Annotated in this window: 20 protein-coding genes; 9 read left to right on the top strand and 11 right to left on the bottom strand. The window is 72.3% G+C overall.

Annotated elements, in window-relative coordinates:
- Positions 1–17: 17 nt before the first annotated feature.
- On the bottom strand, positions 18–1,391 hold the full coding sequence (locus ACIO5E_RS23330; RefSeq protein WP_400670908.1) for an NAD(P)/FAD-dependent oxidoreductase: 1,374 nt from the start codon (positions 1,389–1,391) through the stop codon (positions 18–20).
- Entirely contained in the window at positions 1,381–1,590 is a 210-nt protein-coding gene (locus ACIO5E_RS23335; RefSeq protein WP_400670909.1) for a ferredoxin, read from the bottom strand. Before ACIO5E_RS23335 ends, ACIO5E_RS23330 begins: the two co-directional genes overlap by 11 nt.
- A gap of 219 nt (positions 1,591–1,809) precedes the next feature.
- Here ACIO5E_RS23335 and ACIO5E_RS23340 point away from each other — a divergent pair, with 219 nt between their 5' ends.
- The 7 genes from ACIO5E_RS23340 (at position 1,810) to ACIO5E_RS23370 (ending at position 8,705) form a co-directional block, all read left to right on the top strand.
- Positions 1,810–2,559, top strand: a complete 750-nt coding sequence (locus ACIO5E_RS23340) for a hypothetical protein (protein ID WP_400670910.1) — start codon at positions 1,810–1,812, stop codon at positions 2,557–2,559.
- A 2-nt stretch (positions 2,560–2,561) separates the two neighbouring features.
- Positions 2,562–3,536, top strand: coding sequence for an aldo/keto reductase (locus tag ACIO5E_RS23345; protein WP_400670912.1), 975 nt, complete (start codon positions 2,562–2,564; stop codon positions 3,534–3,536).
- A complete protein-coding gene (locus tag ACIO5E_RS23350) occupies positions 3,536–4,417 on the top strand; it encodes an NAD(P)-dependent oxidoreductase (RefSeq protein WP_400670913.1) in 882 nt (293 codons plus the stop codon). The genes ACIO5E_RS23345 and ACIO5E_RS23350 overlap by 1 nt, the downstream gene beginning before the upstream one ends.
- Before the next feature lie 110 nt (positions 4,418–4,527).
- On the top strand, positions 4,528–5,460 hold the full coding sequence (locus ACIO5E_RS23355) for an LLM class F420-dependent oxidoreductase (RefSeq protein WP_400670914.1): 933 nt from the start codon (positions 4,528–4,530) through the stop codon (positions 5,458–5,460).
- A gap of 207 nt (positions 5,461–5,667) precedes the next feature.
- Entirely contained in the window at positions 5,668–5,994 is a 327-nt protein-coding gene (locus ACIO5E_RS23360; protein ID WP_400670916.1) for a hypothetical protein, read from the top strand.
- 17 nt (positions 5,995–6,011) lie between these two features.
- Entirely contained in the window at positions 6,012–6,659 is a 648-nt protein-coding gene (locus ACIO5E_RS23365; protein ID WP_400670918.1) for a hypothetical protein, read from the top strand.
- Between the two features lie 192 nt (positions 6,660–6,851).
- A complete protein-coding gene (locus tag ACIO5E_RS23370; RefSeq protein WP_400670920.1) occupies positions 6,852–8,705 on the top strand; it encodes a glycoside hydrolase family 15 protein in 1,854 nt (617 codons plus the stop codon).
- Between the two features lie 100 nt (positions 8,706–8,805).
- Here ACIO5E_RS23370 and ACIO5E_RS23375 read toward each other — a convergent pair whose 3' ends face one another.
- The 3 genes from ACIO5E_RS23375 to ACIO5E_RS23385 are packed head-to-tail and all read right to left on the bottom strand — an operon-like array spanning position 8,806 to position 11,680.
- Positions 8,806–10,044, bottom strand: coding sequence for a cytochrome P450 (locus ACIO5E_RS23375; protein WP_400670922.1), 1,239 nt, complete (start codon positions 10,042–10,044; stop codon positions 8,806–8,808).
- An 18-nt stretch (positions 10,045–10,062) separates the two neighbouring features.
- The gene (locus ACIO5E_RS23380) at positions 10,063–11,457 is read right to left on the bottom strand and encodes an NAD(P)/FAD-dependent oxidoreductase (protein ID WP_400670924.1); all 1,395 of its coding nucleotides are present in this window, start codon (positions 11,455–11,457) and stop codon (positions 10,063–10,065) included.
- Positions 11,447–11,680 carry a ferredoxin gene (locus ACIO5E_RS23385; protein ID WP_400670926.1) on the bottom strand — a complete coding sequence of 78 codons (234 nt, stop codon included), beginning with the start codon at positions 11,678–11,680 and terminating at the stop codon, positions 11,447–11,449. The genes ACIO5E_RS23380 and ACIO5E_RS23385 overlap by 11 nt, the downstream gene beginning before the upstream one ends.
- Positions 11,681–12,054: 374 nt before the next feature.
- On the opposite strand from ACIO5E_RS23385, the gene ACIO5E_RS23390 reads away from it, so the two are divergent.
- Positions 12,055–12,777 (top strand): heparin lyase I family protein, encoded by a 723-nt coding sequence (locus ACIO5E_RS23390; protein ID WP_400670928.1) that lies wholly within the window; start codon positions 12,055–12,057, stop codon positions 12,775–12,777.
- A gap of 179 nt (positions 12,778–12,956) precedes the next feature.
- Complete coding sequence (locus ACIO5E_RS23395; protein ID WP_400670930.1) at positions 12,957–14,972, top strand: LamG-like jellyroll fold domain-containing protein; 2,016 nt, start codon at positions 12,957–12,959, stop codon at positions 14,970–14,972.
- A gap of 45 nt (positions 14,973–15,017) precedes the next feature.
- On the opposite strand, the gene ACIO5E_RS23400 is transcribed toward ACIO5E_RS23395, so the two are convergent.
- The 6 genes from ACIO5E_RS23400 to hypB form a co-directional block, all read right to left on the bottom strand.
- Positions 15,018–16,190, bottom strand: a complete 1,173-nt coding sequence (locus tag ACIO5E_RS23400; RefSeq protein ID WP_400670932.1) for a DUF4185 domain-containing protein — start codon at positions 16,188–16,190, stop codon at positions 15,018–15,020.
- 288 nt (positions 16,191–16,478) lie between these two features.
- Positions 16,479–17,543 (bottom strand): hydrogenase expression/formation protein HypE, encoded by a 1,065-nt coding sequence (gene hypE, locus ACIO5E_RS23405; protein ID WP_400671063.1) that lies wholly within the window; start codon positions 17,541–17,543, stop codon positions 16,479–16,481.
- 73 nt (positions 17,544–17,616) lie between these two features.
- Entirely contained in the window at positions 17,617–18,741 is a 1,125-nt protein-coding gene (gene hypD, locus ACIO5E_RS23410; protein ID WP_400670935.1) for a hydrogenase formation protein HypD, read from the bottom strand.
- On the bottom strand, positions 18,738–19,022 hold the full coding sequence (locus ACIO5E_RS23415) for a HypC/HybG/HupF family hydrogenase formation chaperone (RefSeq protein WP_400670938.1): 285 nt from the start codon (positions 19,020–19,022) through the stop codon (positions 18,738–18,740). The genes hypD and ACIO5E_RS23415 overlap by 4 nt, the downstream gene beginning before the upstream one ends.
- 6 nt (positions 19,023–19,028) lie before the next feature.
- Positions 19,029–21,347, bottom strand: a complete 2,319-nt coding sequence (gene hypF / locus ACIO5E_RS23420) for a carbamoyltransferase HypF (protein WP_400670941.1) — start codon at positions 21,345–21,347, stop codon at positions 19,029–19,031.
- Positions 21,344–22,159, bottom strand: a complete 816-nt coding sequence (gene hypB, locus ACIO5E_RS23425; RefSeq protein ID WP_400670944.1) for a hydrogenase nickel incorporation protein HypB — start codon at positions 22,157–22,159, stop codon at positions 21,344–21,346. The genes hypF and hypB overlap by 4 nt, the downstream gene beginning before the upstream one ends.

Genomic DNA, 22,159 nt, shown 5'->3' on the forward strand with positions numbered 1-22,159 from the left:
GTCGGGCGGGACGTGGGTCAGCCGCGGGGCTGCACCACGGTCAGTCGGCGGTCGGGCAGGTATCCGGTGAGCGCCACGGTGGGGCCGTGGGACAGCCCCTTCGGATCCGGCACGTCGGACGGAACCGGGACGTCGGCCGCGATCGCACGGTCCGCCGCGCCGGGCGGGGGCGGGAACGGAGCAGCGGTCTCGATCAGGTGCCGGTAGTAGTCGAGCGACTTGGCCATGTCGACGGTGACCGCGGCGGTGACCCGCCCCTGGTAGCCGTAGACCATCGCCAGACGGCGCGCCTCCAAGGAGCCCTGGGCGATGACCACGTGGTCGGAGAAGGTGGGCACGCCCACCGACTTGATGTTGAGCCCGAACTGGGTCGACCAGAACGTCGGGAGGGCGAGGTGCGGGCGTCGCAACGGCCCGGGGCTGACCATGTTGTGGGCCGCGACCTCGGCCTGCTCGACGGCGTTTCCCCAGTGCTCGAGGGAGAGCATCTGGTAACCGAACAGCGGGTGGGGGAAGCGGGAGACGTCGCCGGCGACGAAGATGTCGTCGGTGACGATTCCGTACATGTTGAAGGCGCGGCACCCGGCGTCGCAGGCGATTCCGCGCGGGCCCGCCGCCAGCCCGGAGTCCGCCAGCCACTCGACGTTGCGGACCGCGCCCAACGCCACGACGCACACGTCCGCCTCGACGCGGCTGCCGTCGGACAGCTCCGCGCCGGTGAAGCGGCCGCTGCCGTCCCCGCGCAAGGTGGTGACCGTCACTCCGGTGCGCAGGTCCACGCCGTGGTTGCGCTGCATGACGGCCGCGAGTTTCGACAGGGTGCCGCCGAGCGCGCCCACCAGGGGTGCGGGACCGCGTTCGGCGACGGTGACGTCCAGTCCGCGCTCCCGGCAGGCCGAGGCGATCTCCGAGCCGGTGAAGCCGCCGCCGATCACCAGCACGCGCCGTGGCCCCGCGGCCAGCCGCTCGGCCAAACCGCCGGCGTCCTCACGGGTGCGCAGGGTGAACACCCCGTCCAGGGCGGCCTCCTCCGCCTTGGGCCAGGGGCGCGCCCGGGTCCCGGTGGTGATCAGCACCCGGTCGTACGGCACCGACTCGCCGTCGGCCAGCAGCACCCGCTTCCCGAGGGGGTCCAGGCCGGTGGCGCGTACGCCCAGCCGCCACTCGGCGTCCGGATCCCGGCGCATCGGCAGCCCGGTGGAGTCCGCCGCCACCAGGCCGAGCAGCACCTGCTTGGACAGCGGAGGCCGGTCGTAGGGCGGATGGGGCTCGTCGCCGACCACGGTCAGTGAGCCGGTGAAGCCCTCCTCGCGCAGCGCCTCCGCGGCCCTCAACCCGGCCAGCGACGCGCCGATGACGACGATGCGGCCCTCCAGAAGGTCACCGGCCATCGACGCTCACCTCCTCACCGAGGAGGATGGCCTGGACCGGGCACGCCGCCGCGGCCTGGCGCACGCGCTCGACCTGGTCGTCCGGGACGGCCGGGGCGTACAGCAGTCCCTCCTCGCCGTGCAGCTGGAACACCTTCGGTGCGAGGAACACGCACTGTGCGTAGCCCTGGCAGCGCGTGAGGTCCACAACGGTTCGCATCCCCACCACTCCCTCTGTCGCCGCCCCCTGTCTTCCAGCATGGGACGAGAACCGGACCCTCGCACGGCGACTGCTCGGGGAACTTCAGTGGGCGGCGGGCGGTCCGGTCCGTCGGCCGCCCACGGCGCGGCGGGAAGCGGTGCAGCTGGGCATGCCGTCGTTGCGGCGACGCACGTTTCCTTCTGGAGCCACGCGGTGCTCCTGGGGCTGAGTCCCGGGATGCTCGTCGCGCACCTGGCGGCGACCGTCGCCGCCGGGTGGTGGCTGTGGCGGGGCGAAGTGGCCGTCCGGCGACTGGTCCGGCTGACAGCCGAGACCGTCACCGCGCCGGTTCACGCCCGCGCGGCATCGCTGCGCGGGGTGCTGGCTCTGCTCGCGGTACTGCGCGGCGGCGTGGACGAGGGGTCGCGGGCCGCCGCGGTGCGCTTCGTGCCCGCCGCCGGCCGATGGTGGCTGCCGCGGTGGACGTCACTGAAGAAGGGCCAGGACCATGTCGCCGACATCGTGTCGCGCCCCTTGGAGAACGGGGAGTTCGAGGCCTTGATGGCGGCAGTCGACCGGAACCCCGGCACCCGACGTACCCCGCCGAGCACGACATGCGTTCCCTGCACCTTCCCGCTAGCGTCTTCGATGAACCCAGGGCTCCCGGACCGACTGTCCGACGCGGGTTCCTGCTCTCCCCCTCAACGGAGTCTGAGCCGTTGGACCAGTGGGCGCCGCGCAGGAAGCCACGACCGGTCCGTGCGGACGTCAGAACCTTCCGGAAGGGATCGCGTCATGCGTGCGCCGCGTTTCGCTCGCTTCAGGTCACCCGGCGACGTCCTGGAGATCGTCGACATCCCCGCCCCCGGCACCGGGGACGACGAGGCCCTGGTCGCGATCAAGGCGGCGTCGGTGAACCCGTCGGATGTACGGATCTCCTCACCCACCCGAGAACACAGGGAACGAACACTTTCGTACGGAGACTGACCATGCGTACCACCACACTGGGAATGACCGGACTCGAGGTCTCGCGCATCGCCTTCGGCACCTGGCAGTTGGGCGGCGACTGGGGCGGCTTCGCCGAGGACGAGGCCAGGGCCGCCATCCGCCGGGCGCTCGACCTCGGGGTCAACTTCTTCGACACCGCCCAGGCCTACGGTTTCGGCGCGTCGGAGCGGCTCCTGGGCGAGTCCCTGCGCGGCGAACTGCGCAGCCGGCGCGACGAGCTGGTGATCGCCACCAAGGGCGGCCTGCGCGAGACCGACACCGGCATCGCCCGCGACGCCAGCCCCCAGGCACTGCGCGAGGGCGTGGACGCCAGCCTGACCGCGCTCGGCGTCGACCACATCGACCTCTACCAGGTCCACTGGCCCGACCCTCAGGTGCCGTTCGCCGAGACCGCAGGCGCACTGAAACAACTGATCGAGGTTGGCAAGATCCGCCACGTCGGTGTGTCCAACTACAACGCCGAGCAGATCGCCGAGTTCTCCCGGACCCTGCCGGTGGAGACACTGCAACCGCCGTACCACCTCTTCCGCCGCGAGATCGAGGACGCGGTCCTGCCCTACGCCCGGCAGCACGACATCGGTGTACTGGTCTACGGCCCGCTCGCGCACGGCCTGCTCACCGGCACCCTCAGCAAAGACACCGCCTTCCCCGCCGACGACTGGCGCGCCAAGAGCAGCGTCTTCCGCGGCGAGGACTACCGTCGCAACCTCTCCGTCGTCCGTGCGCTCCAGGAGTTCGCCGCCTTGCGCGACATGACGGTCAGCCAGCTTGCCATCGCATGGACCCTGGCCCGTCCCGGAGTGCACGTGGCCATCGTCGGCACCCGGCGCGCCCACCACGTCGACGACAGTCTCGCGGCGGCGGACATCACGCTGGACGAGGCCGACCTGAAGGCCATCGACTCCATCACGGCCGCGGCCACCCCGGTCGCCGGCCCGTCCCCGGAGAGTGTGTGATGACCGGGCAAGCCAAGACCGACAGGACAAAAGTCGCCGTCCTCGGCATCGGCGTCATGGGAGCCCCCATCGCGCGGAACCTCCTGCGCGCCGGCTTCGACGTGACGGTGTGGAACCGGACCAAGGAGAAGGCCGAAGCACTCGCCGCCCAGGGCGCGTACGTCGCGTCCTCTCCGACCGAGGCGGCTTCGGACGTCGAGTTCCTGATCACCATGCTCACCGACGGCGCCGCGGTGGAAGCCGCGATGACAGGCCCCGAAGGCGCCCTGACCGCGCTGCCCCCGGACGCGGTGTGGATCCAGATGAGCACGGTCGGCGTCGCAGCAACCCAGCGCCTGGCCAAGCTCGCCGTCCAGCGCGTCGGCTTCGTGGACGCTCCCGTCTCCGGCAGTTCGGACCCCGCCGAGCGAGGGGAACTGCTCATCCTCGCCTCCGGGAGCCCGGCACTGCGACCGCGCGTGCGACCGCTGTTCGACGCCCTCGGCCACCGGGCCCTGTGGCTGAACCGTCTCGGCGACGGCAACCGGTTCAAGCTCGTACTCAACAACTGGCTGGCCGTTCTGACGGAAGGAATGGCCGAAACGATCGGTCTCACCGAGTCCCTGGGCCTGGACCCCGACCTCCTCCTCGACACACTCGCCGAGAGCCCGCTGGGCTCCGCCTACGCGATAGCCAAGGGCCACGCCATGGTCCAGCGCGACTTCACCCCCGGCTTCCCGCTGCACCACGCGGGCAAGGACGCCGCCCTCGCGCTCGATGCCGCCCACGGCCACGGGATCGATCTACCGCTCACCGAGGCACTGTCGAAGCGCTGGGATAAAGCAATCGTCCTGGGCCACGCGAACGACGACGTGGCCGCGGCCATCACCGCAGCCCGATAGCGGGCACGCCGCCGGAGGGAGCGGTCGGCCTGGTGGTGGTACGGCTGGTGTGAGGACGGTGCTCCGGCGTCGACGATGCGTCCCGCCGGCGGACGGGAGAGGATTGGACCATGACGATACGGCTGGGTCTCGGGTTGCCACAGACCAAGCAGTACGACCTGGCGCGTGACCCCGCGCGGGTGGCGCGGGCAGCCGAGCAGATCGGTTACGAGAGCCTCTGGGTATTCGAACGACTACTCGTCCCGGAGCATCCGCGCCAGGGGCTGTACGGCATCCCCGGACGCGCGTGGCCGGACGCCTACCGCTCGGTGGCCCATCCACTGGTAGTCCTCTCGCTCGCCGCCGCGGCGACCGAACGGGCACGACTGGGAAGCAGCGTCCTGATCGCGCCATTGCATGTGCCGCTCCAACTCGCCCGCGCCCTGGCGACTTTGGATGCGGCGAGCGGTGGCCGGGTGGTGGCCGGATTCGGGACGGGCTGGTCGCTGGACGAGTACGCGGCGGCGTCCATCGCCCCGTTCGAGGAGCGGGGCACGGTGCTGGACGAACTCCTCGATGTCTGCGCCGCGGTGTGGGGTCCAGACCCGGTGTCGTACCACGGCGCCCACACGGTGATCGACGAGGCGGAGGTCGGGCCGAAGCCCGCCCGCCCCATCCCCGTCTATCTGGCGGCGTCCAGCAGGAAGGCACTCGACCGACTGGCCCGACGCGCCGACGGCTGGATGCCGGCGGGCGTCCCACCTGCTGACCTGGCGCCGCAGTTGCGGAGACTGAAGGAACTGGCCGCCTCGCACGGCCGCGACTCGGACGCACTGACCATGTGCGTCAGGGCCAACACGCACCTCACCGACACACCGGTCGGGGACGCGGAGCGCCAGCCGTTCACGGGAACGATCGAGCAGATCGTGGCAGACGTGGCCGCGCACGCCGCCGTGGGGGCCGAGGAGGTCCTGCTCGACCTCCAGTGGAACGTCGGCGGCGCCGACGAACTCATCGACCTGGCAGACCGGATCCACGCAGCGGTACGCGACGCCAACCTCTGACCGAGGCGTGTCGCGGCAGTCGAGCCGTGCCGACGCGTCTCGCTCTCGGTGTCGAACGCCCTGCCCCGCGACCGGTTCAACGGCGTCACGCACTCGGCGCCACCGACCGGCGTGACGTGACGCGTGATGACTTCGTCGGCCTGGAACGATGTCGAGGACGGCCATCATGCCCTTGTCCTCACGTCCGCTGGAAGGGACCACCGGCTCGTGACCACCTCGATCATCGTCGGAGGAAGCGGCGCCCCGGGACGCGTTCTGGCGCAGCGATTCGCCGACCGCGGCGACACCGTCGTCACCACCAGCCGAACCAGGGAGCGTGCTGACGCCGCGGCCGCCGAAATTGCCGACACGGTCCGGGGCTCGGCCCTTGGCCTGTCGCGGCCGGAGACCATCGTGGAAGCGCTCGTCGACGTGGTTCGCCGGTACGTGAGCCCGGCGGCGGGCACCTGTTCGTCGCAGGCCCGCTGGCGGGTTCGCGGGACCGGGCCGACGATTGTGGGCAGCAGGTCCGGGCGGTCTGTGGTCCGGCCGTAAAGCGGAGGCGGATGGTCATGTCGCGTTTTTCCGGCGGGAGAGATCGGGCGCCGATGTCGACCGCGTGCCAGCGGTTCGGACTGGGCGCTGTCGCGCTCGGTTGCACGGTGCTGATGGCCGCCGGATGCGGCTCGTCGTCGACCACGCCGTCGTCGGTGTCGTCGAGCCCGTTCTCTCCCAATGCGAACTCCTTCTCGGGCGAGCTGCCGTCCTCGGTCGCCTCGGCCAAGGCTTCGCTGCTGGAATCGGCTTCGGCGGCCGCGTCCGCAGCCTCCGCGGCGGCGGCGTCCCAGTCTGCGGCGGCAGCCTCGTTCGAGGCGTCGGTCTCGGCGCAGCTGGCGGCCGGCCGGGCCGAGGCGCAGTCCGTTCTGTCGAAGACGGAGGGTACGGGCAACGCGATGGGGGATGTCACGATCACCGGTCTGCCCAAGGCGCGGTCGGCGGGCTTCAACGCCGCGACTGTGACCATTGCGAACAGCACGCGTTCGACCGCGTCGTACGCGATCAAGGTCGAGTTCCTCGACGAGGCCGGCACACTGGTGGACACCGTCTTCCTGGGGGCGAAGAGCGTCGCGCCGGGCGGCAAGGCGACTCCCACGGCGTTCACCACGATGGACCGGGACAAGGCGCTCGTACCGCGCGTGGTCCAGGCTCAGCGGTACTGAGCACGCGGTCATGACCTTCCCGGGCAACCGGCTCCCGGGGGAGGCTCCTCCGGGAGCCAGGGCCTGTCCGACGGTTCCCGCCGCGCGCTTGCGCGACGCGCATGGTGAGGCAGCCCTCGGCGCCCGATCTCCTCGCGAACCCGTGGGACCGGGCGGACAGTGGAGGAAGAGCGCCAGAAAGGTCTGATGATCATGGACCGGTACCCTCCCATCGCCGAGCACGGCCTTGTCGGCGACCTCCAGACCGCCGCTCTGGTCTCCTCCCGGGGAGTCGTCGACTGGTTCGCGGCCCCCCGATTCGACTCGCCCAGTGTCTTCGCGGCCCTGCTGGACCACGACCGCGGCGGTTACTTCCGCTTCGCCCCCGAAGAGGAATCCACCACCTGCAAGCAGCTCTACTACCCGGACACCGCGGTCCTGGTGACACGGTTCATGTCGCCCGACGGGGTCGGCGAGGTCTTCGACTTCATGCCGCCGGACCGGACGGGCACACCCACCGACCGGCACGTGCTGGTCCGCGGGGCGCGGGCCGTACGCGGCACGGTGCGCTTCGCCCTGGAGTGCAGGCCGCGCTTCGACTACGGCCGGGCCGGCCATGAGCTCGACCTGCGCGACGACACCGCGGCCTTCCGGGCGCCCGGCATCACCGCGTACCTGCGGAGCACCGTGCCACTGCGCCCGGACGGCGCCGAGGCCCGGGACGTCCGGGGGGAGATCACCCTCACCGCGGGCGAGCACGCCGCCGCCGTCCTGACCGTCTGCGGCCCGGACGGCCTCCTCCCGCCTCCGCCGACCCCCGACGGCGTGATCGAGCAGCTGTGGGCGGCCGTGGACTTCTGGCAGCGCTGGGTACGCGGTTCCCGCTACCGCGGCCGGTGGCCCGGCGCGGTGAACAGGTCCGCCATCACCCTCAAGCTGCTCACCTACGCCCCCACCGGCGCCCCGGTCGCCGCCGCCACCATGGGACTGCCCGAGCAGGTCGGCGGGGAACGCAACTGGGACTACCGCTACACCTGGGTCCGCGACGGCTCGCTGTCCGTCCGGGCGCTGCTCGACCTCGGATTCGTCGAGGAGGCCGAGCAGTTCACCCACTGGCTGGGCGAGCGGCTGGGCGACCGCCTGCGCGGTACGGACGGCATCGAGAGAGAACCCCTCCAGATCATGTACCGGGTCGACGGGGACCCGGAACTCACCGAGGAGATCCTCGAACACTTCGAGGGCTACCGCGGCTCGTACCCGGTCCGGGCCGGGAACGCCGCCGCCGACCAGCTCCAGCTCGACATCTACGGCGAGGCGCTCTACGCCCTCGCGGAGAGCCGGGAGATCGGCCTGCGGGCCGGCTACCACGGCTGGAAGAACCTGGCCCGGACGCTCGACTGGCTCGCCGACTCCTGGGACCGTCCCGACGAGGGCGTCTGGGAGACCCGCGGCGGACGCAAGGACTTCACCTTCAGCCGGGTGATGTCCTGGGTGGCCTTCGACCAGGGCCTGCGCCTGGCGGCCGACTACAGCCGCCCCGCCGACACCGTCCGCTGGACCGCCGCGCGCGACGCCGTCCTCGAACAGGTGATGGAGCGCGGCTGGAACGAGGGGGAACAGGCCCTCACGCAGTCCTACGGGAGTGACGTCCTGGACGCCTCGTTGCTGCTCATCCCCAGGGTCAGGTTCATGTCCCCCCGGACGGAGAGCTGGTTGAAGACGCTCCGTGCGATGGAGCGCACGCTGGTGTCCGACAGTCTCGTCTACCGCTACGACCCCGTAGCCTCCCCCGACGGTCTGCGCGGCTCGGAGGGCACCTTCAGCCTCTGCACCTTCCTCTACGTCGACGCCCTCGCCCGTGCCGGGCACCTGCGGCCGGCCCGCTACGCCTTCGAGAAGATGCAGACCTACGCGAACCACGTCGGCCTCTTCGCCGAGGAGATCGGTCCCAGCGGCGAGCAGCTGGGCAACTTCCCGCAGGCGTTCACCCATCTCTCGCTGATCATGGCCGCCACCACCCTCGACGAGGCCCTGGACAAGGCCCTCGACCAGCCGCAGGGCTACTGACCGTGCCCCGGACACGCCCTGGGCCCGCCGCTCCGACGAGCGACGGGCCGAACCCGGGATGGCGAACGTGGTCCCCCGGCCGGTCGACCACCCGGCCGGTCTACTGCTTGAGGCCGTCGAAGGCGACGGCCAGGTGCCGGGGCCCCCGCAGGACCGCGTTCTGGCGGTACGGCGGTGGGTCCTCGACCAGCCGCAGGTTGTCGAGCCGGCGGGTGAGCTCGGTCAGCGCGATCTGCGCCTCCAGCCGGGCGAGCGGCGCGCCGAAGCAGTTGTGCAGGCCGCTGCCGAAGCCCAGGTGCTGGTTGTCGGTCCGGTCGGGGATGAAGCGGTCCGCGTCGAGGAACCGCTGCGGGTCCCGGCTGCCGGAGGCGAGCATCAGGAACAGCGGGGCGCCCTTGGGGATGATCGTCCCCGCGACCTCGATGTCGCTCAGCGGGGTGCGGTGCGGAATGAACTGCACGGGCGGCTCGAAGCGCAGCAGTTCCTCCACCATCGGGACCACCAGGTCCGGGTCCTCCCGCAGCCGCTGGAGGACGTCCGGGTTGCGCAGCAGGGTGAGCATGCCGTTGGTGATCAGGTTGACCGTGGTCTCGTGGCCGGCGATCAGCAGCAGGGTCGAGGTGATGACCATGTCCACCGGCGACATCTGGCCGTCCGGTCCGTGGCCGGTCGCCAGGGCGGACAGCATGTCGTCGCGGGGCGAGCGGCGACGCTCGTCGATCAGGCCGGCGAGGTAGACGGCGAGGTCGGCCCGGGCCTGCCGGACCTCCTGCTGCTTCGCCTCGCGTTCCTCCTCCGTGCCGTGGCCGGGATCGAGGCCGCCGGCGATCGTGTCGGCCCAGCCGTGGAAGCGGCTCTCGTCCTCACGGGGGACGCCGAGCAGCCGGCAGATCACCGTGACGGGGAAGGGGTAGGAGAAGTCGTCCACCAGGTCGATCTGTCCCCTGTCCCGGAAGCCGTCGATGAGGCCGGACACGATCTCGCCGAGCTCGCCGCGCATCTCGTAGACCCGCCGCGGGGTGTGCGGCGGCCCGAACGGACGCATCGCCAGCCGACGCAGCCGGTCGTGCTCGGGCGGGTCGAGCCGCAGGAAACTGGGCGGCAGGTTCGGGTCCTCGGCCTGTCCGACGGCGCCGGCCGCCTCGGGGCTGAGGTTGCGGACGTCGGAGCTGACCCGGGGGTCGTGCAGCAGGTGGCGGATCTCCCAGTACGTGCTGACCAGGTAGACCCCTGTCTCGTCCTGCACCACCGGGGTCTTGCGCAGCTCGGCGTACAGGGGGTAGGGGTCGGCGCGATTCGCGTAGTCGGTGATCTGGCGCAGGAGCGCGACCGACGTCATGGTGTGGGTCCTTCCAGGTCAGGCGCGGAGGGGGGTGAACGAGATCCGCCGCTCGGACGGCGAGTGGCCGCTGAGCGTCACGGTGGGGCCGTGGCTGGGCATCGACGGGTCGGGGAACTCCGCCGGTACCGGGTGCATCCCCTCGGGCCGCCGGTCGACGGTGGCGAACTCGGGCGGGAACGGCGCGGCCTGTTCGATCTGCCGCTGGTAGAACTCCAGCCACTTCGCCTGGTCGAAGGCGACGGCGGCGATGATGCGGCCCTGGAAGCCGTAGGCCGCGACGAAGCGGCGCTCGGCCAGCGACCCCTGGGTGACGATGATCTCGTCGGCCATGGGCGGCACACCGACGGACTTGATGTTGACCCCGAACTGGGCGGACCAGAAGGACGGCGTCCACACGTGCGGGCGGCGGTCCGAGCTGGCGCTGATCATGTTGTGGGCCGCGGTCTCGGCCTGCTCGACCGCATTGCCCCAGTGCTCCAGGGAGAGGAACTGGTAGCCGAAGAGCGGGTGCGGGGAACGGGCGACGTCCCCGGCGACGAACACGTCGTCGGTGACGATGCCCCGCACGTCGAAGGCCCGGCAGCCGGCGTCGCAGGCGATCCCGCGCGGACCGGCGCCGAGGCCGGAGGAGGCGAGCCACTCGGTGTTGCGGGTCGCCCCGAGGCACACCACCGCCACCTCGACCTCGACCGTGCTGCCGTCCGACAGGTGCGCGCGGCGCAGCCGTCCGGCCGAGTCCCCCTCCAGGCCGGTCACCGTGACACCGCAGCGCAGATCGACGCCGTGCTCGCGTTGCAGGCTCGCGGCCACCTCGCCGACCACACCCCCCAGCGCGCCCACCAGCGGAGCCGCCCCGCGCTCCGCGACGGTGACGTCCAGGCCCCGCTCCCGGCAGGCGGAGGCGATCTCCGAGCCGGTGAACCCGGCCCCGATGACCAGCACCCGGTGCGGGCCCGCGTTCAGCCTGCGGTGCAGCCGGGCCGCGTCGTCGCTGGTACGCAGGACGAAGACCCCGTCCAGCTCGGCCTCCAGCTCGTTCGGCCAGGGCCGGGCCCGCACTCCGGTCGTGATCAGCAGCCGGTCGTAGTCGACCGCGTCACCGTCGGCGAGGTGCACCCGCCTGGCCGCCAGGTCCAGTCCGGTCGCTGCGACGCCGAGCCGCCACCGGGCGTCCAGCGTCCGGCGCCGGGGCAGCCTGGTGTGGTCGACGGGTACCCGGCCGAGCAGGACCTGTTTGGACAGCGGCGGCCGGTCGTAGGGCTCGTTCGGCTCGTCACCGATCATGGTCAGGGTGCCGGTGAAGCCCTCGGCGCGAAGGGTCTCAGCGGCGCGCAGGCCGGCTATCGAGGCCCCGACGATGACGATGTGGCCCTCGCGTCTGAGCTTCTCCAGGGAACCGTCAAGCGACATGGGTGGCCTCCCGCTCGCCGTCGGGCGCCCCGTCCAGGTCCTCCACGGTGATGGCCTGCACCGGGCAGGCATGTGCCGCGCGCAGCACGTCCAGCCGCTGCGCGTCGTCGGGCTCGGGGTCGTACATCAGCGCCTCCTCACCGTGCATGGTGAACGTGTCCGGCGCCAGGAAGGCACACTGCGCGTACCCCTGGCACCGGTTGAGGTCAACGACAAGCCTCATCAGGTCTCCGCTTCTTCGGCGAGGTGGCCGTGCCGTGGCACTGCCGCCGATCCGTTCCCCGGTCCTCGGCCGGCAGGCCTGCCGCGATCCGAGCGCGGCCCGGGCACGGGGTGTCCCCGGTCCACCATGGGAGGGCCGCCCACAGCGGCGCACGCTCACCGATCCATTGGGGTGAGGCGTGTCCTGCCGTCGCCGCCTGCCCCGGGGCGGGTTGTGACGCGGCACCCGGCCGGCGTTCGAACCCCGTCAATCGGCACAACTGGCGCTCCGCACTTCTGCCGGTGCTTCCGCCTGGCCTGACTGCTCGGCAGGTGGTCGAATCGTCCAGTCCACCTGGATCGGCACGCCCGGTCGCTCGTCTTCGAGGAGATGACATGTCCCTTCTGTCCCACCGCCGGAAGCTCGCCGCCGGAGGCGTGGCCGTCGCCACGCTCGCGATCTCCTGCGTCTCGGTCACGCCGAGCAGCGCGGACGGCCAGGTGCTCTGGACCCCGAGCACGAGCAAGGGCCCGTCCTCCTTCGCCGGTGTCCAGTGCGCGGCGGGCAACTTCGGCGTCGTCGACGACGCCGTCAAGGGCCGCGTGTGGCAGGCGTTCCAGGCCGCCGGGGAGGAGCGCTGCGAGACGCTCGGCCCCGACCTGAAGGACGGCGACACCTTCTACCTGGGTTGGTCGTCCAAGGTGGACATCAAGGACACGAACAGCCGCTACGTCTTCCAGCTCAAGTGCTCCCCGAGCACCGGCACGGCCAACCACCCGATCGAGATCGATGCGACCGACGGCCGCGTCCGCCTCCAGGAGTGGGACACCGACCACGTCGCGCACTCGCTGTGGACCGCGCCGGTGTCCAACGGCCAGTGGCACTCCTACGCCCTGAAGATCCGCCTGGGTCGTACCGACGGCACCATCGACTTCTGGTTCGACGGCGTGAAGCAGACCTTCACCACCGGCTCGGGCACCTTCAAGGGCACCACCTCCGACGGCACCAGGAACTACCTCAAGTGGGGTTCGTACCACCCCTCTTCGGGCGATGCGACGAACACCTTCACCAGCCCGATCATGGCGACCACCCTGTCCGCGGCCACCTCCGGTTCGTAAGAACCCCTCCGGCTCCTGCGGATTCCCGTAACCGCTGCGGCCCCGCCCCGGGCCGCAGCGGCCCGTCGATGCCGTGCCCGCCGATTTCGACCGCTGTTCAGCGGGTCGTGGTCCGACCGATGGTCGCCGACCAGTCCCGGTACCTACCGTCAGGGCCCACACCACTCGTGGGAGCGAACATGCACGACATCCAGGCATCAGATTCCGGCCCCTGTGCGGAGGCCCACACCCCGCACGAGTGCGGCTGCCCCCGGACCGCGGACCTCGACGGGAACGGGTCGGCCGCGGCCAGTCGCCGCCGGTTCCTGCACGGCGCCGGGCTGCTCGGGGCCGGGGCCGGCGCGGTGGGGCTCGGCCTGCTCGGCGCCGTGCCCGCGCAGGCGGCCGACGCGAAGGCCTCCGGTGACCCGCAGGGCACGGCCGCGAAGACGGCGAAGGGCCGCGGGCGGTGGCAGCCCGACCCCGACAGCAGGCAGTTCACCCTGGTCGTCATGCCGGACACGCAGTACCTCTTCGACGAGGACCGGATCCACCCCGCCCCGCTCGAAGCCTCGGTCCGCTACGTGCTCGACGGCGGGGTGAACCGCGAGGGCGGGCAGGACGACAACATCGTCTTCCTGGCCCACCTCGGTGACGTGACCGAGCACGGGATGCCCGTCGAGTACGCCGCGGTGACGAAGGTCTTCGGCCTGCTCGACGACGCCGGCGCGGCCTACGGCGTGCTCGCGGGCAACCACGACGTCCGCTCCTCGACCGACGACCAGCGCGGCAGCACCCCCTACCTGGAGACGTTCAGCCAGGCCAGGGCCGCCCGCACCGCCGGCTACCGTAGCTCCAGCCCGGACGGCTACAACACCTGCCACGTCTTCCGGGCGGCCGGCCGCGACTGGATGCTCCTCTCGCTGGACTGGCGGCTGTCGGACGCGGGCTTCGCCTGGGCGAACGCGGTGATCGCCGCCAACCCGAAGCTCCCGGTGATCCTGACCACCCACGAGCTGGCCTACGCCGACGACGGCGGCAAGGCGGAGCTGTCCGACTACGGGAAGCAGCTCTGGGACCGGCTGGTCAGCGGCAACGACCAGATCTTCCTCACCGTCAACGGCCACTACTGGCCGCCCGGCCGGACCGTCCTCACGAACAAGGCCGGCCACGACGTCCACGTCCACATCACCAACTACCAGGACCGCTACTACGGCGGCGCGGCGATGATCCGCGCGTACCGCTTCGACCTCGACCGGAACACCGTCGACGTCTCGACCTTCTCGCCGTGGATCCAGGAGATCGCGGCCGACGAACGCAACGCGCTGGCGGCCCAGGAGGCCGAGCTGACCTCCGACGTGGACCGCTTCTCGATCCCGATCGACTTCGAGCGGCGCTTCGCCGGCTTCGCCCCCGTCCCGAAGCGCCCGGCGCGCCGGGCGAGCGGGCTGCTGGTCCGCGACACCCTGGCCTACTGGCGGTTCGACAACGGCGGGGGCGACGGGACGGCCGTCTCCGATCGGCAGACCGTCAAGGACCTGACGGGGCTGGGCAACGACCTGGTCCGGCAGAGCGCCCCGGGCGCCCCCGACCAGGCGCTCCGCTGGTCGACCGACCACCACCCCGACCAGCCGGGCCACGGCAGCCTGCGCTTCGACAGCCAGGGCTCCGCCCAGCTCGGCGCCTACCTCCAGACCGTGCCCAACGCGCCGATGAACCGGGAGACCTTCGAACGCGGTTACACCGTCGAGGCGTTCTTCAGGCTTCCCGCCGACTGGGACTCCGCGCGCAGCCGCTGGTCCGCCGTCCTCAGCCGCTGGGGCATGAGCAGCGAGGCGGGCAAGAGCGGCCCCTCGACCGATCCGGACGAGCCCGTCGTCACGCTCAGCCTGTCGGAGGGCCCCGGGCTCCAGTGGTGCGTGTATCCGCTCAACCAGACCGGGGCGTCGACCTGTTGGGGGCACCAGCTGCCGCTGGACCGGTGGTGGCACGTCGCGGTCGTCAACGACGGCCGGCTCAACCGGATGTACGTGGACGGCTGCGAAGTGGCCCGCAACCCGGCGACGCCGGCCGTCGGCCTGACCACCCTGGGGCGCCCGTGGATGCTGGGCGGCTACGCCTACGCGGGGTCGCTGAACAAGGTCTTCCACGGCTGCATCGGCGACGTCCGGATCGTGAAGCGGGCGCTCGCGGTCCGCGAGTTCATGATCGCCTGATGGGACCCTCGGCCCCGCACCGCCTACGGTGCGGGGCCGGCCCGGTCAGGCCCGAATGCCGTCGAACTGGCGGACCCAGTACGGCGGTTGACCCACCTGGCCGGGCCACTGCGACACGATCAGGGTCAGCGCGGACGCGCTCGGGCTGCCCGGGTGGATGTACCCGCCGTACAGGTTCGGCACCTGCAGGGCGGTGATCTGCGGCAGGGGTACGCTCCACGGGCTGTCCGGCCGGGGCGCGGTGCGGGTGAAGATCGTGCCCAGCTGCACGTCGAAGTAGCTCATGCAGTAGGTGCCGCCGATCCGCTTGACGGAGAACTCCCCGGTGTTGTTGCCGGCGAGGATCACCGAGGGCGGCGCGGCGGTGGTCCACTGCCAGGAGCCGTTCAGGTACGCCCAGTTCTGCTGCGCCTCGAACCGGCCGGCCCGGAAGTCGTCCGGCTGGTACCGGAACAACTGGATCGCGCCGCCGTCCGCGGAGTTGACGTGGGAGCCGTTCCAGCGCTTGGAGAACACGTACAGCCAGCCGTCGGGATCGATGCCCGCGAACGACCACATGCCGTACAGGGACTGGTTCTCGCCCTGGTGGTCGCCCGGCCAGTGGTACGCGTAGTCCTGCCAGGTCACGCCGTAGTCGTCGGAGTAGGCGACGCCGGACATCAGCGAGCCGTCGTGGCCCGGGTCCAGCACCGGGTCCCCGGGGGCGCCCCAGGTGTACACGGACGTGTACTGGAGGTAGGTGCGGCCGCCGAACTCGATGCAGTCGTTGGGGATCCGGCTGATCTCCCAGCCGTAGCCGTTGTCGACGCGGTGGGTGTAGCCGAAGAGCTGCCCGGCCTGCCCGCCGGTCGGCTGCGCCCAGGTGAACGAGATCGGCGTCGCCCCGGACGCGTCGAAGCCCGCCTGGTTCAGCATCACCGGGGAGCCGATGTAGGTGCCGCTCTGCTGGATGCCGGTCCAGGAGTCGCCGAACACGTAGCCCCAGGAGTTGTCGTGCTCCCGGTAGTACGGGATGGCCAGGTCGCCCGACCCCAGACCCTGTTGGCTCGCCGAGTCACCGGGCTGGTCGCACAGCGGGGTGCCGTTCTGCCCGGTCGTCGCGGCGCCGGCCGGTCGGGCGGCCGCGAGGCCCGTCGCGCTCAGGCCCGCCGTGCCCAGCGCGATTCCCATCCCGGCCCTGAGGACGGACCGCCGGCCGGGGCGTGAGGGGGTAGCCATGATCGATCCTCCGGTGCTCGGTTCCGGGCACCGGCGCGGTGCCCCGACCTGCCAGTGTGACGCCGGGTCAGGCGCCGCTCCGGCGGCGGCCGACGGCGCGTGGAAGCGCGTCACGGCGCACCCGGGGACCTCACCCGCGCACGGCCCGGCCGGGCGGCGCACAGGCCGAGGTGGTGGCGCTCCGGGAGGCCGGCCGCACGCCGGACGGCGGCGCGGCAGTCCGTGACGGCGGCCTCCCGGCGCCCGGCCAGGGCCAGCCCGGACGGCTGGACGGGCGCCGCGACGGACTCAGCAGATCCGGGGCAGCTGTTCGCCCAGCGGCAGGTCGACCACCCGGGTGCCCCCGAAGGCGGTGCGGGCGACGACCATCCCCGGGTGGTCCGCGACGCACTCGCCGATCACGACCGCGCCGGCCCCGAGCGGATGGGCGCGCATGGCGGCGAGTACCGCGTCCGCCTCCCCCCGCGGGACGAAGGCGACGAGCTTGCCCTCGTTGGCGACGTACATCGGGTCGAGACCCAGCACGGCGCACGCGTTGGCCACCTGGGGCGGCACGGGGACGGCGCGTTCGCTCACCACCACGCCCACCCCGGCCGCCACCGCGATCTCGTTGAGCGCCGCCGCCAGCCCGCCCCTGGTGGGGTCGCGCAGCACGTGCAGGTCGGGGGTGACGGCCAGCATGGCGTCGACCAGGCCGCCGAGAGCCGCGCAGTCGCTCTGGATCTCGACCCCGAACTCCAGGCCCTCCCGGACGCTCATGATCGCCACTCCGTGCAGCCCGATCTGGCCGCTGACGATCACCACGTCGCCCGGGACGGCACGCTGCGGCCGGATGTCCACCCCGGCCGGGACGAGCCCGATGCCGGCGGTGTTCAGGTAGATCCCGTCGCCGTGGCCGGCCTCGACCACCTTGGTGTCCCCGGTGACCACCTCGACCCCGGCGGTGCGGGCGGCGGCGCCGAGTGCCCTGGCCACCCGGTCCACCGCGGCCATCTCCACCCCTTCCTCCAGGATGAACCCGCAGGACAGGTAGACCGCCCGGGCCCCGCTCATGGCGAGGTCGTTGACGGTCCCGTTGACGGCGAGGTCCCCGATGCTGCCACCGGGGAAGAACAGCGGCCGGACGACGTAGGAGTCGGTGGAGAAGGCGAGCCTGGCGCCGCCGAGCTCCAGGACGGCGGAGTCGCCGAGCGCGGAGAGTACCGGCCCGCCGAACGCGGGCGCGAAGATGTTCTCCACCAGTTCGGCGGACATCGCGCCGCCGCCGCCGTGCCCCATCACCACCCGGGGGTGGTCGCGAAGCGGCAGCGGACAGCTCCAACCGGAGAGGTCCGGCGCCTGCGCCGGCTCGATGTCCGGCGCAGGCGTGGGTACGACGTCCGGCGCAGGCGTGGGTACGACGGCGGGCCCGCTCAGGATCTCGGTGTCAGCCAACGGGGCTCGCCTCCTGGGGGACGGTCGGCGCGCCCAGACGCCGGTAGAGGTAGTACGCGGCGCAGGCTCCCTCACTGGAGACCATGGTCGCGCCGAGCGGGGTCCGCGGGGTGCAGACCGTGCCGAAGGCCTCGCACTGGTGGGGTTTGAGCAGGCCCTGCAGGACCTCGCCGCTGCGGCACTGCGCGGGTTCGCGGGTGGTGATCCCCGCGACGTCGAAGCGGTGCTCGGCGTCCTGGTCCCGGTAGCGGGGCGAGAGCCGCCAGCCGCTCTGCGGGATGACGCCGATGCCCCGCCAGGCACGGTCGATCACCTCGAAGACGTCCTCCAGCATGGCCCGGGCCGCCGGGTTGCCCTCGGGCCGGACGGCCCTCGGGTAGGCATTGTCGACGGTGTGCTCGCCGCGCTCCAACTGCCGTACGGTGCGCCGGATTCCTTCCAGGATGTCCAGGGGTTCGAAGCCGGTGACGACGATCGGGACCCGGTGGCGCTCGGCCAGCGCCGGGTACTCGTCGGTGCCCATCACGCTGCACACGTGCCCGGCGGCGAGGAAGCCCTGGACCCGGCAGTGCGGCGAGTTCATGATGGCCTCGATGGCCGGGGGCACCCGGACGTGCGAGACGAGCATGCTGAAGTTGCGCAGGCCCTGCCTCCTGGCCAGGTGGACGGCCATGGCGTTCGGCGGGGCGGTGGTCTCGAAGCCGATGCCGAAGAAGACGACCTCCCGCTCGGGGTTCTCCCGGGCGATCCGCAGCGCGTCGATCGGTGAGTACACCACCCGGACGTCGCCGCCCTCGCCGCGGACCCGGAACAGGTCACGGTCGGTGCCCGGGACCCGCAGCATGTCGCCGAAGGAGCAGAAGATCACCTCGGGCCGGGCGGCGATCGCCAGCGCCCGGTCGATCACCTCCAACGGGGTGACGCACACCGGGCATCCCGGGCCGTGGATCAACTCGACCTCGTCCGGCAGGAGTTGGTCGATGGCGTGCCGGATGATGGTGTGCGTCTGGCCGCCGCACACCTCCATCAGCGCCCACGGCCGGGTGACCGTCGCCCTGATGTCGGCGAGCAGGCCGCTCGCCAGCTCCGGATTCTGGAACTCCTCCAGGTACTTCACTGTCCGGCCTCCTCGGCCACTCGAGCCGCTTCCCACGGGTCGCCGAACTCCTCCTGCAGCAGGCCGAGTTCCGCGAAGAGGTCGAGGGTCCGTCGGGCCGACTCCTCATCCAGCCGCTGCAGCGCGAAGCCCACGTGCACGATGGCGTACTCGCCCACCCGCAGGTCGGGCAGGTACTCCAGGCACACGTCCTTGACCACTCCGCCGAAATCCATGACCGCCATCCGGGTCCCGTCGCGTTCCGCGATCTCCGTCACCCTGCCGGGCACCGCCAGGCACATCCGCCCTCACTCCTCCCGGGTGGCCGCCGAGCGGGCGGCCACCATCAGCTGGCCGAGCGCCAGCCCTCCGTCGTTGGGCGGCACCCGCCGGTGCCGCAGTACGGTGAAACCGTCGTCCCCGAGGCCGCGCGCGCAGGCCGAGGAGAGCAGCGCGTTGGCGAAGACACCGCCGCTGAGCGCCACCGTGCCGGTGCCGTGCCGCTCCCGGACGAACCCGCAGACCCGCCGGACCAGTTCGGTGACGGCGGCGTGGAAGCGCGCGGCGACCAGACCGTCGGGCGCGCCGGCGGACACGTCCGCCAGCACCCCGGCCAGCACCGGGCCGGGATCGGCGACCCAGCCGTCCGCCGTGGGCCGCAGCCCGAAGGCGTACCCCGGCGCGGAACCGAACCCGTGCGCCGCCGCCTCCAGTTCGATCGCCGCCTGGGCCTCGTATCCGGCACGGTGGCAGATCCCGGCGAGCGACGACACCGCGTCGAACAGCCGCCCCATGCTGGAGGTCGGCACGCAGTTCAGTCCGCGCTCCAACTGCCTTTCCAGCAGCCGAAGTTCACCATCCCGGCAGGCCTGGACCGACGGCAGCCCGGGCGTCCAGGGCAGGCCGGCGGCCCGCAGGTGCGCGAGCGCCGTCCGGTACGGGCGCTCGACCGCCGTGTCACCGCCGGGCAGCGGCACGTACCCGAGGTGGGCGAGGCGACGGAAGCCGGCGTAGTCGGCCAGCAGCACCTCGCCGCCCCAGATCGCGCCGTCCTCTCCGTAGCCGGTGCCGTCGAAGGCCACGCCGAGGACCGGCCGGCTCCCGTCCAGGCCGTGCTCGGCCATCACCGCGGCGATGTGGGCGTGGTGGTGCTGCACGCGGTGGACCGGGCGGCCGGCAGCGGTCCGTTCGGCGTGCCGGACCGAGCGGTAGCCGGGGTGCCGGTCGGTGGCCAGCAACTCCGCTCGCACCCCGCTGACCGTGCCCAGCTGCTCGACCGCGCGATCGAAGGCCCGCAGGGTGGCCAGGTCGTCCATGTCCCCGATGTGGCCCGACAGCCAGGCGTAACCGTCCCGGGCCAGCGCGAAGGTGTTCTTCAGGTCGCCGCCGACCGCCAGCACCGGGCGGACCGGCACCGGCAGGGGCAGCGGCAGCGGCGCGTACCCGCGGGAGCGGCGCAGCGGCAGTTGCTCGCCGTCGACCACCCGGACGACCGAGTCCTCGCAGGGGACGTGGATCGGCCGGTCGTGGGTGAGCCAGCCGTCGACCAGCGGGGCGAGCGTGGTCAGCGCCTCCGCGTCGTCGGTGACGATCGGCTCGCCCGAGAGGTTGGCGCTGGTCATCACCAGCAGGTCCGGCCCCGGTGCGGCGAGCAGCAGGTGGTGCAGCGGCGTGTAGGGGAGCATCAGTCCGAGGTCGGGGCTGCGCGGGGCCACCGCCGCGAGCGCGGGTCGCAGCGCGCCGGTGCGGCGCAGCAGCACGATCGGCCGCACCGCTCCGGTGAGCAGCTCGCGTTCGACCGGGCCGAGCGGCAGCAGGCCCTCGACGGTGGCGAGGTCACGGGCCATCAGGGCGAACGGCTTGTCGCCGCGCCGCTTGCGCCGGCGCAGCAGGGCGACGGTGGCGGCGTCGCGCGCGTCGCACGTCAGGTGGTAGCCGCCGATGCCCTTGACGGCGAGGATCGCCCCGGCGGCCAGCCGCCGGCGCGCCTCGGCGAGCGCGGCCTCCCCGGCCAGGTCGGCGTGTCCGGGCACGATGAGGGCGAGCCGCGGTCCGCAGGCGTGACAGGACACCGGCTGCGCGTGGAACCGGCGGTCCGCCGGGTCGGTGTACTCCCGGGCGCAGTCCGGGCACATCGGGAAGCCGGCCATGGTCGTGTTGGCGCGGTCGTACGGCAGGCCGGTCACGATGGTGTGGCGGGGCCCGCAGTTGGTGCAGCTGATGAACGGGTGCCGGTGCCGGCGGTCGGCCGGGTCGGCCAGTTCGGCGAGGCAGTCGGCACAGACGGCCACGTCGGGCGGGATCAGGGTGGCCCGGGGGCCGTCGGTCCGGGACGGGACGATGGCGAAACCGGTGCCGCCGGTGGCGGCCAGCGGCGCGGACTCCACCGAGGCCACCTGGGCCAGCGGCGGAGCGTCGTCGGCCACCCGCCGGCAGAAGGCGGCGACGGCCTCGCGGCCGCCCTCGACCTCGACCAGCACGCCCTCGCCGGTGTTGGTGACGCTGCCGGCGAGGCCGAGCTCACCGGCCAGCGTGTAGACGAACGGCCGGAAGCCGACCCCCTGCACCAGGCCGCGGATGGCGACCCTCCGCCGCTCCGGGCCCAGCGCCTGGCGACCGGTCGTCACGAAGGGTCCCGCACCACGGCCGGCGCGTGGTCGGGCTCCGCATGGCCGTGCCCGTGCTGGTGCTCGTGCTGGTGCTCCGCTTCCCCGCGGTGCTCCCCCGGTCCATGGTGGTGCCCGGGTCCGTGGTCGACGGACATGACCGGCCGGTGCGGCTCGGCGCCGTCCAGGACGGCCAGCGCCCGCTCCAGCAGGACGCCGACGTTCCGGCCGGTCCGGGCCGAGGTGAGGACGACCTCCACCCCGGGATTGACCCGCGCGACGTTCGCCCGGAACGCCGTCTCGTCGAACTCCGCCGCCGCGGCGAGGTCGGCTTTGGTCACCAGCACCAGGTTGGCCAGCCCGAAGGCGGTCGGGTACTTGAGCGGCTTGTCCTCGCCCTCGGTCACCGAGGCCAGTGCCACCCGCAGCGACTCACCGAGGTCGTAGGAGGCCGGGCAGACCAGGTTGCCGACGTTCTCCACGAAGAGCAGCCGGGTGTCGTCCGGCAGCCAGCCGACCAGGTGCCCGGCGAGCATCTCCGCCTCCAGGTGGCAGAGCCCGTCGGTGAGCACCTGCTTCACCAACGCGCCCGAACGGGCCAGCCGCAGCGCGTCGTTCTCGGTGGCGAGGTCGGCGGTGAGCGCGGCGACCGGCACCCCGCGCCGCCGGGCCAGGCCCAACTCGGCCTCCAGCAGCGCGGTCTTGCCACTGCCGGGGCTGGACAGCAGGTTCACCGCCACCGTCCCGCGCGCGGCCAGGGCCGCCCGCAACTCCCCTGCGCTGCCGTCGTTCCGGGCGAGGATCGCCTGGCGCAGGTCGACCGTGCGACACAT

This window comes from Kitasatospora sp. NPDC087314, from assembly GCF_044744365.1.
Taxonomy (GTDB): Bacteria; Actinomycetota; Actinomycetes; order Streptomycetales; family Streptomycetaceae; genus Kitasatospora.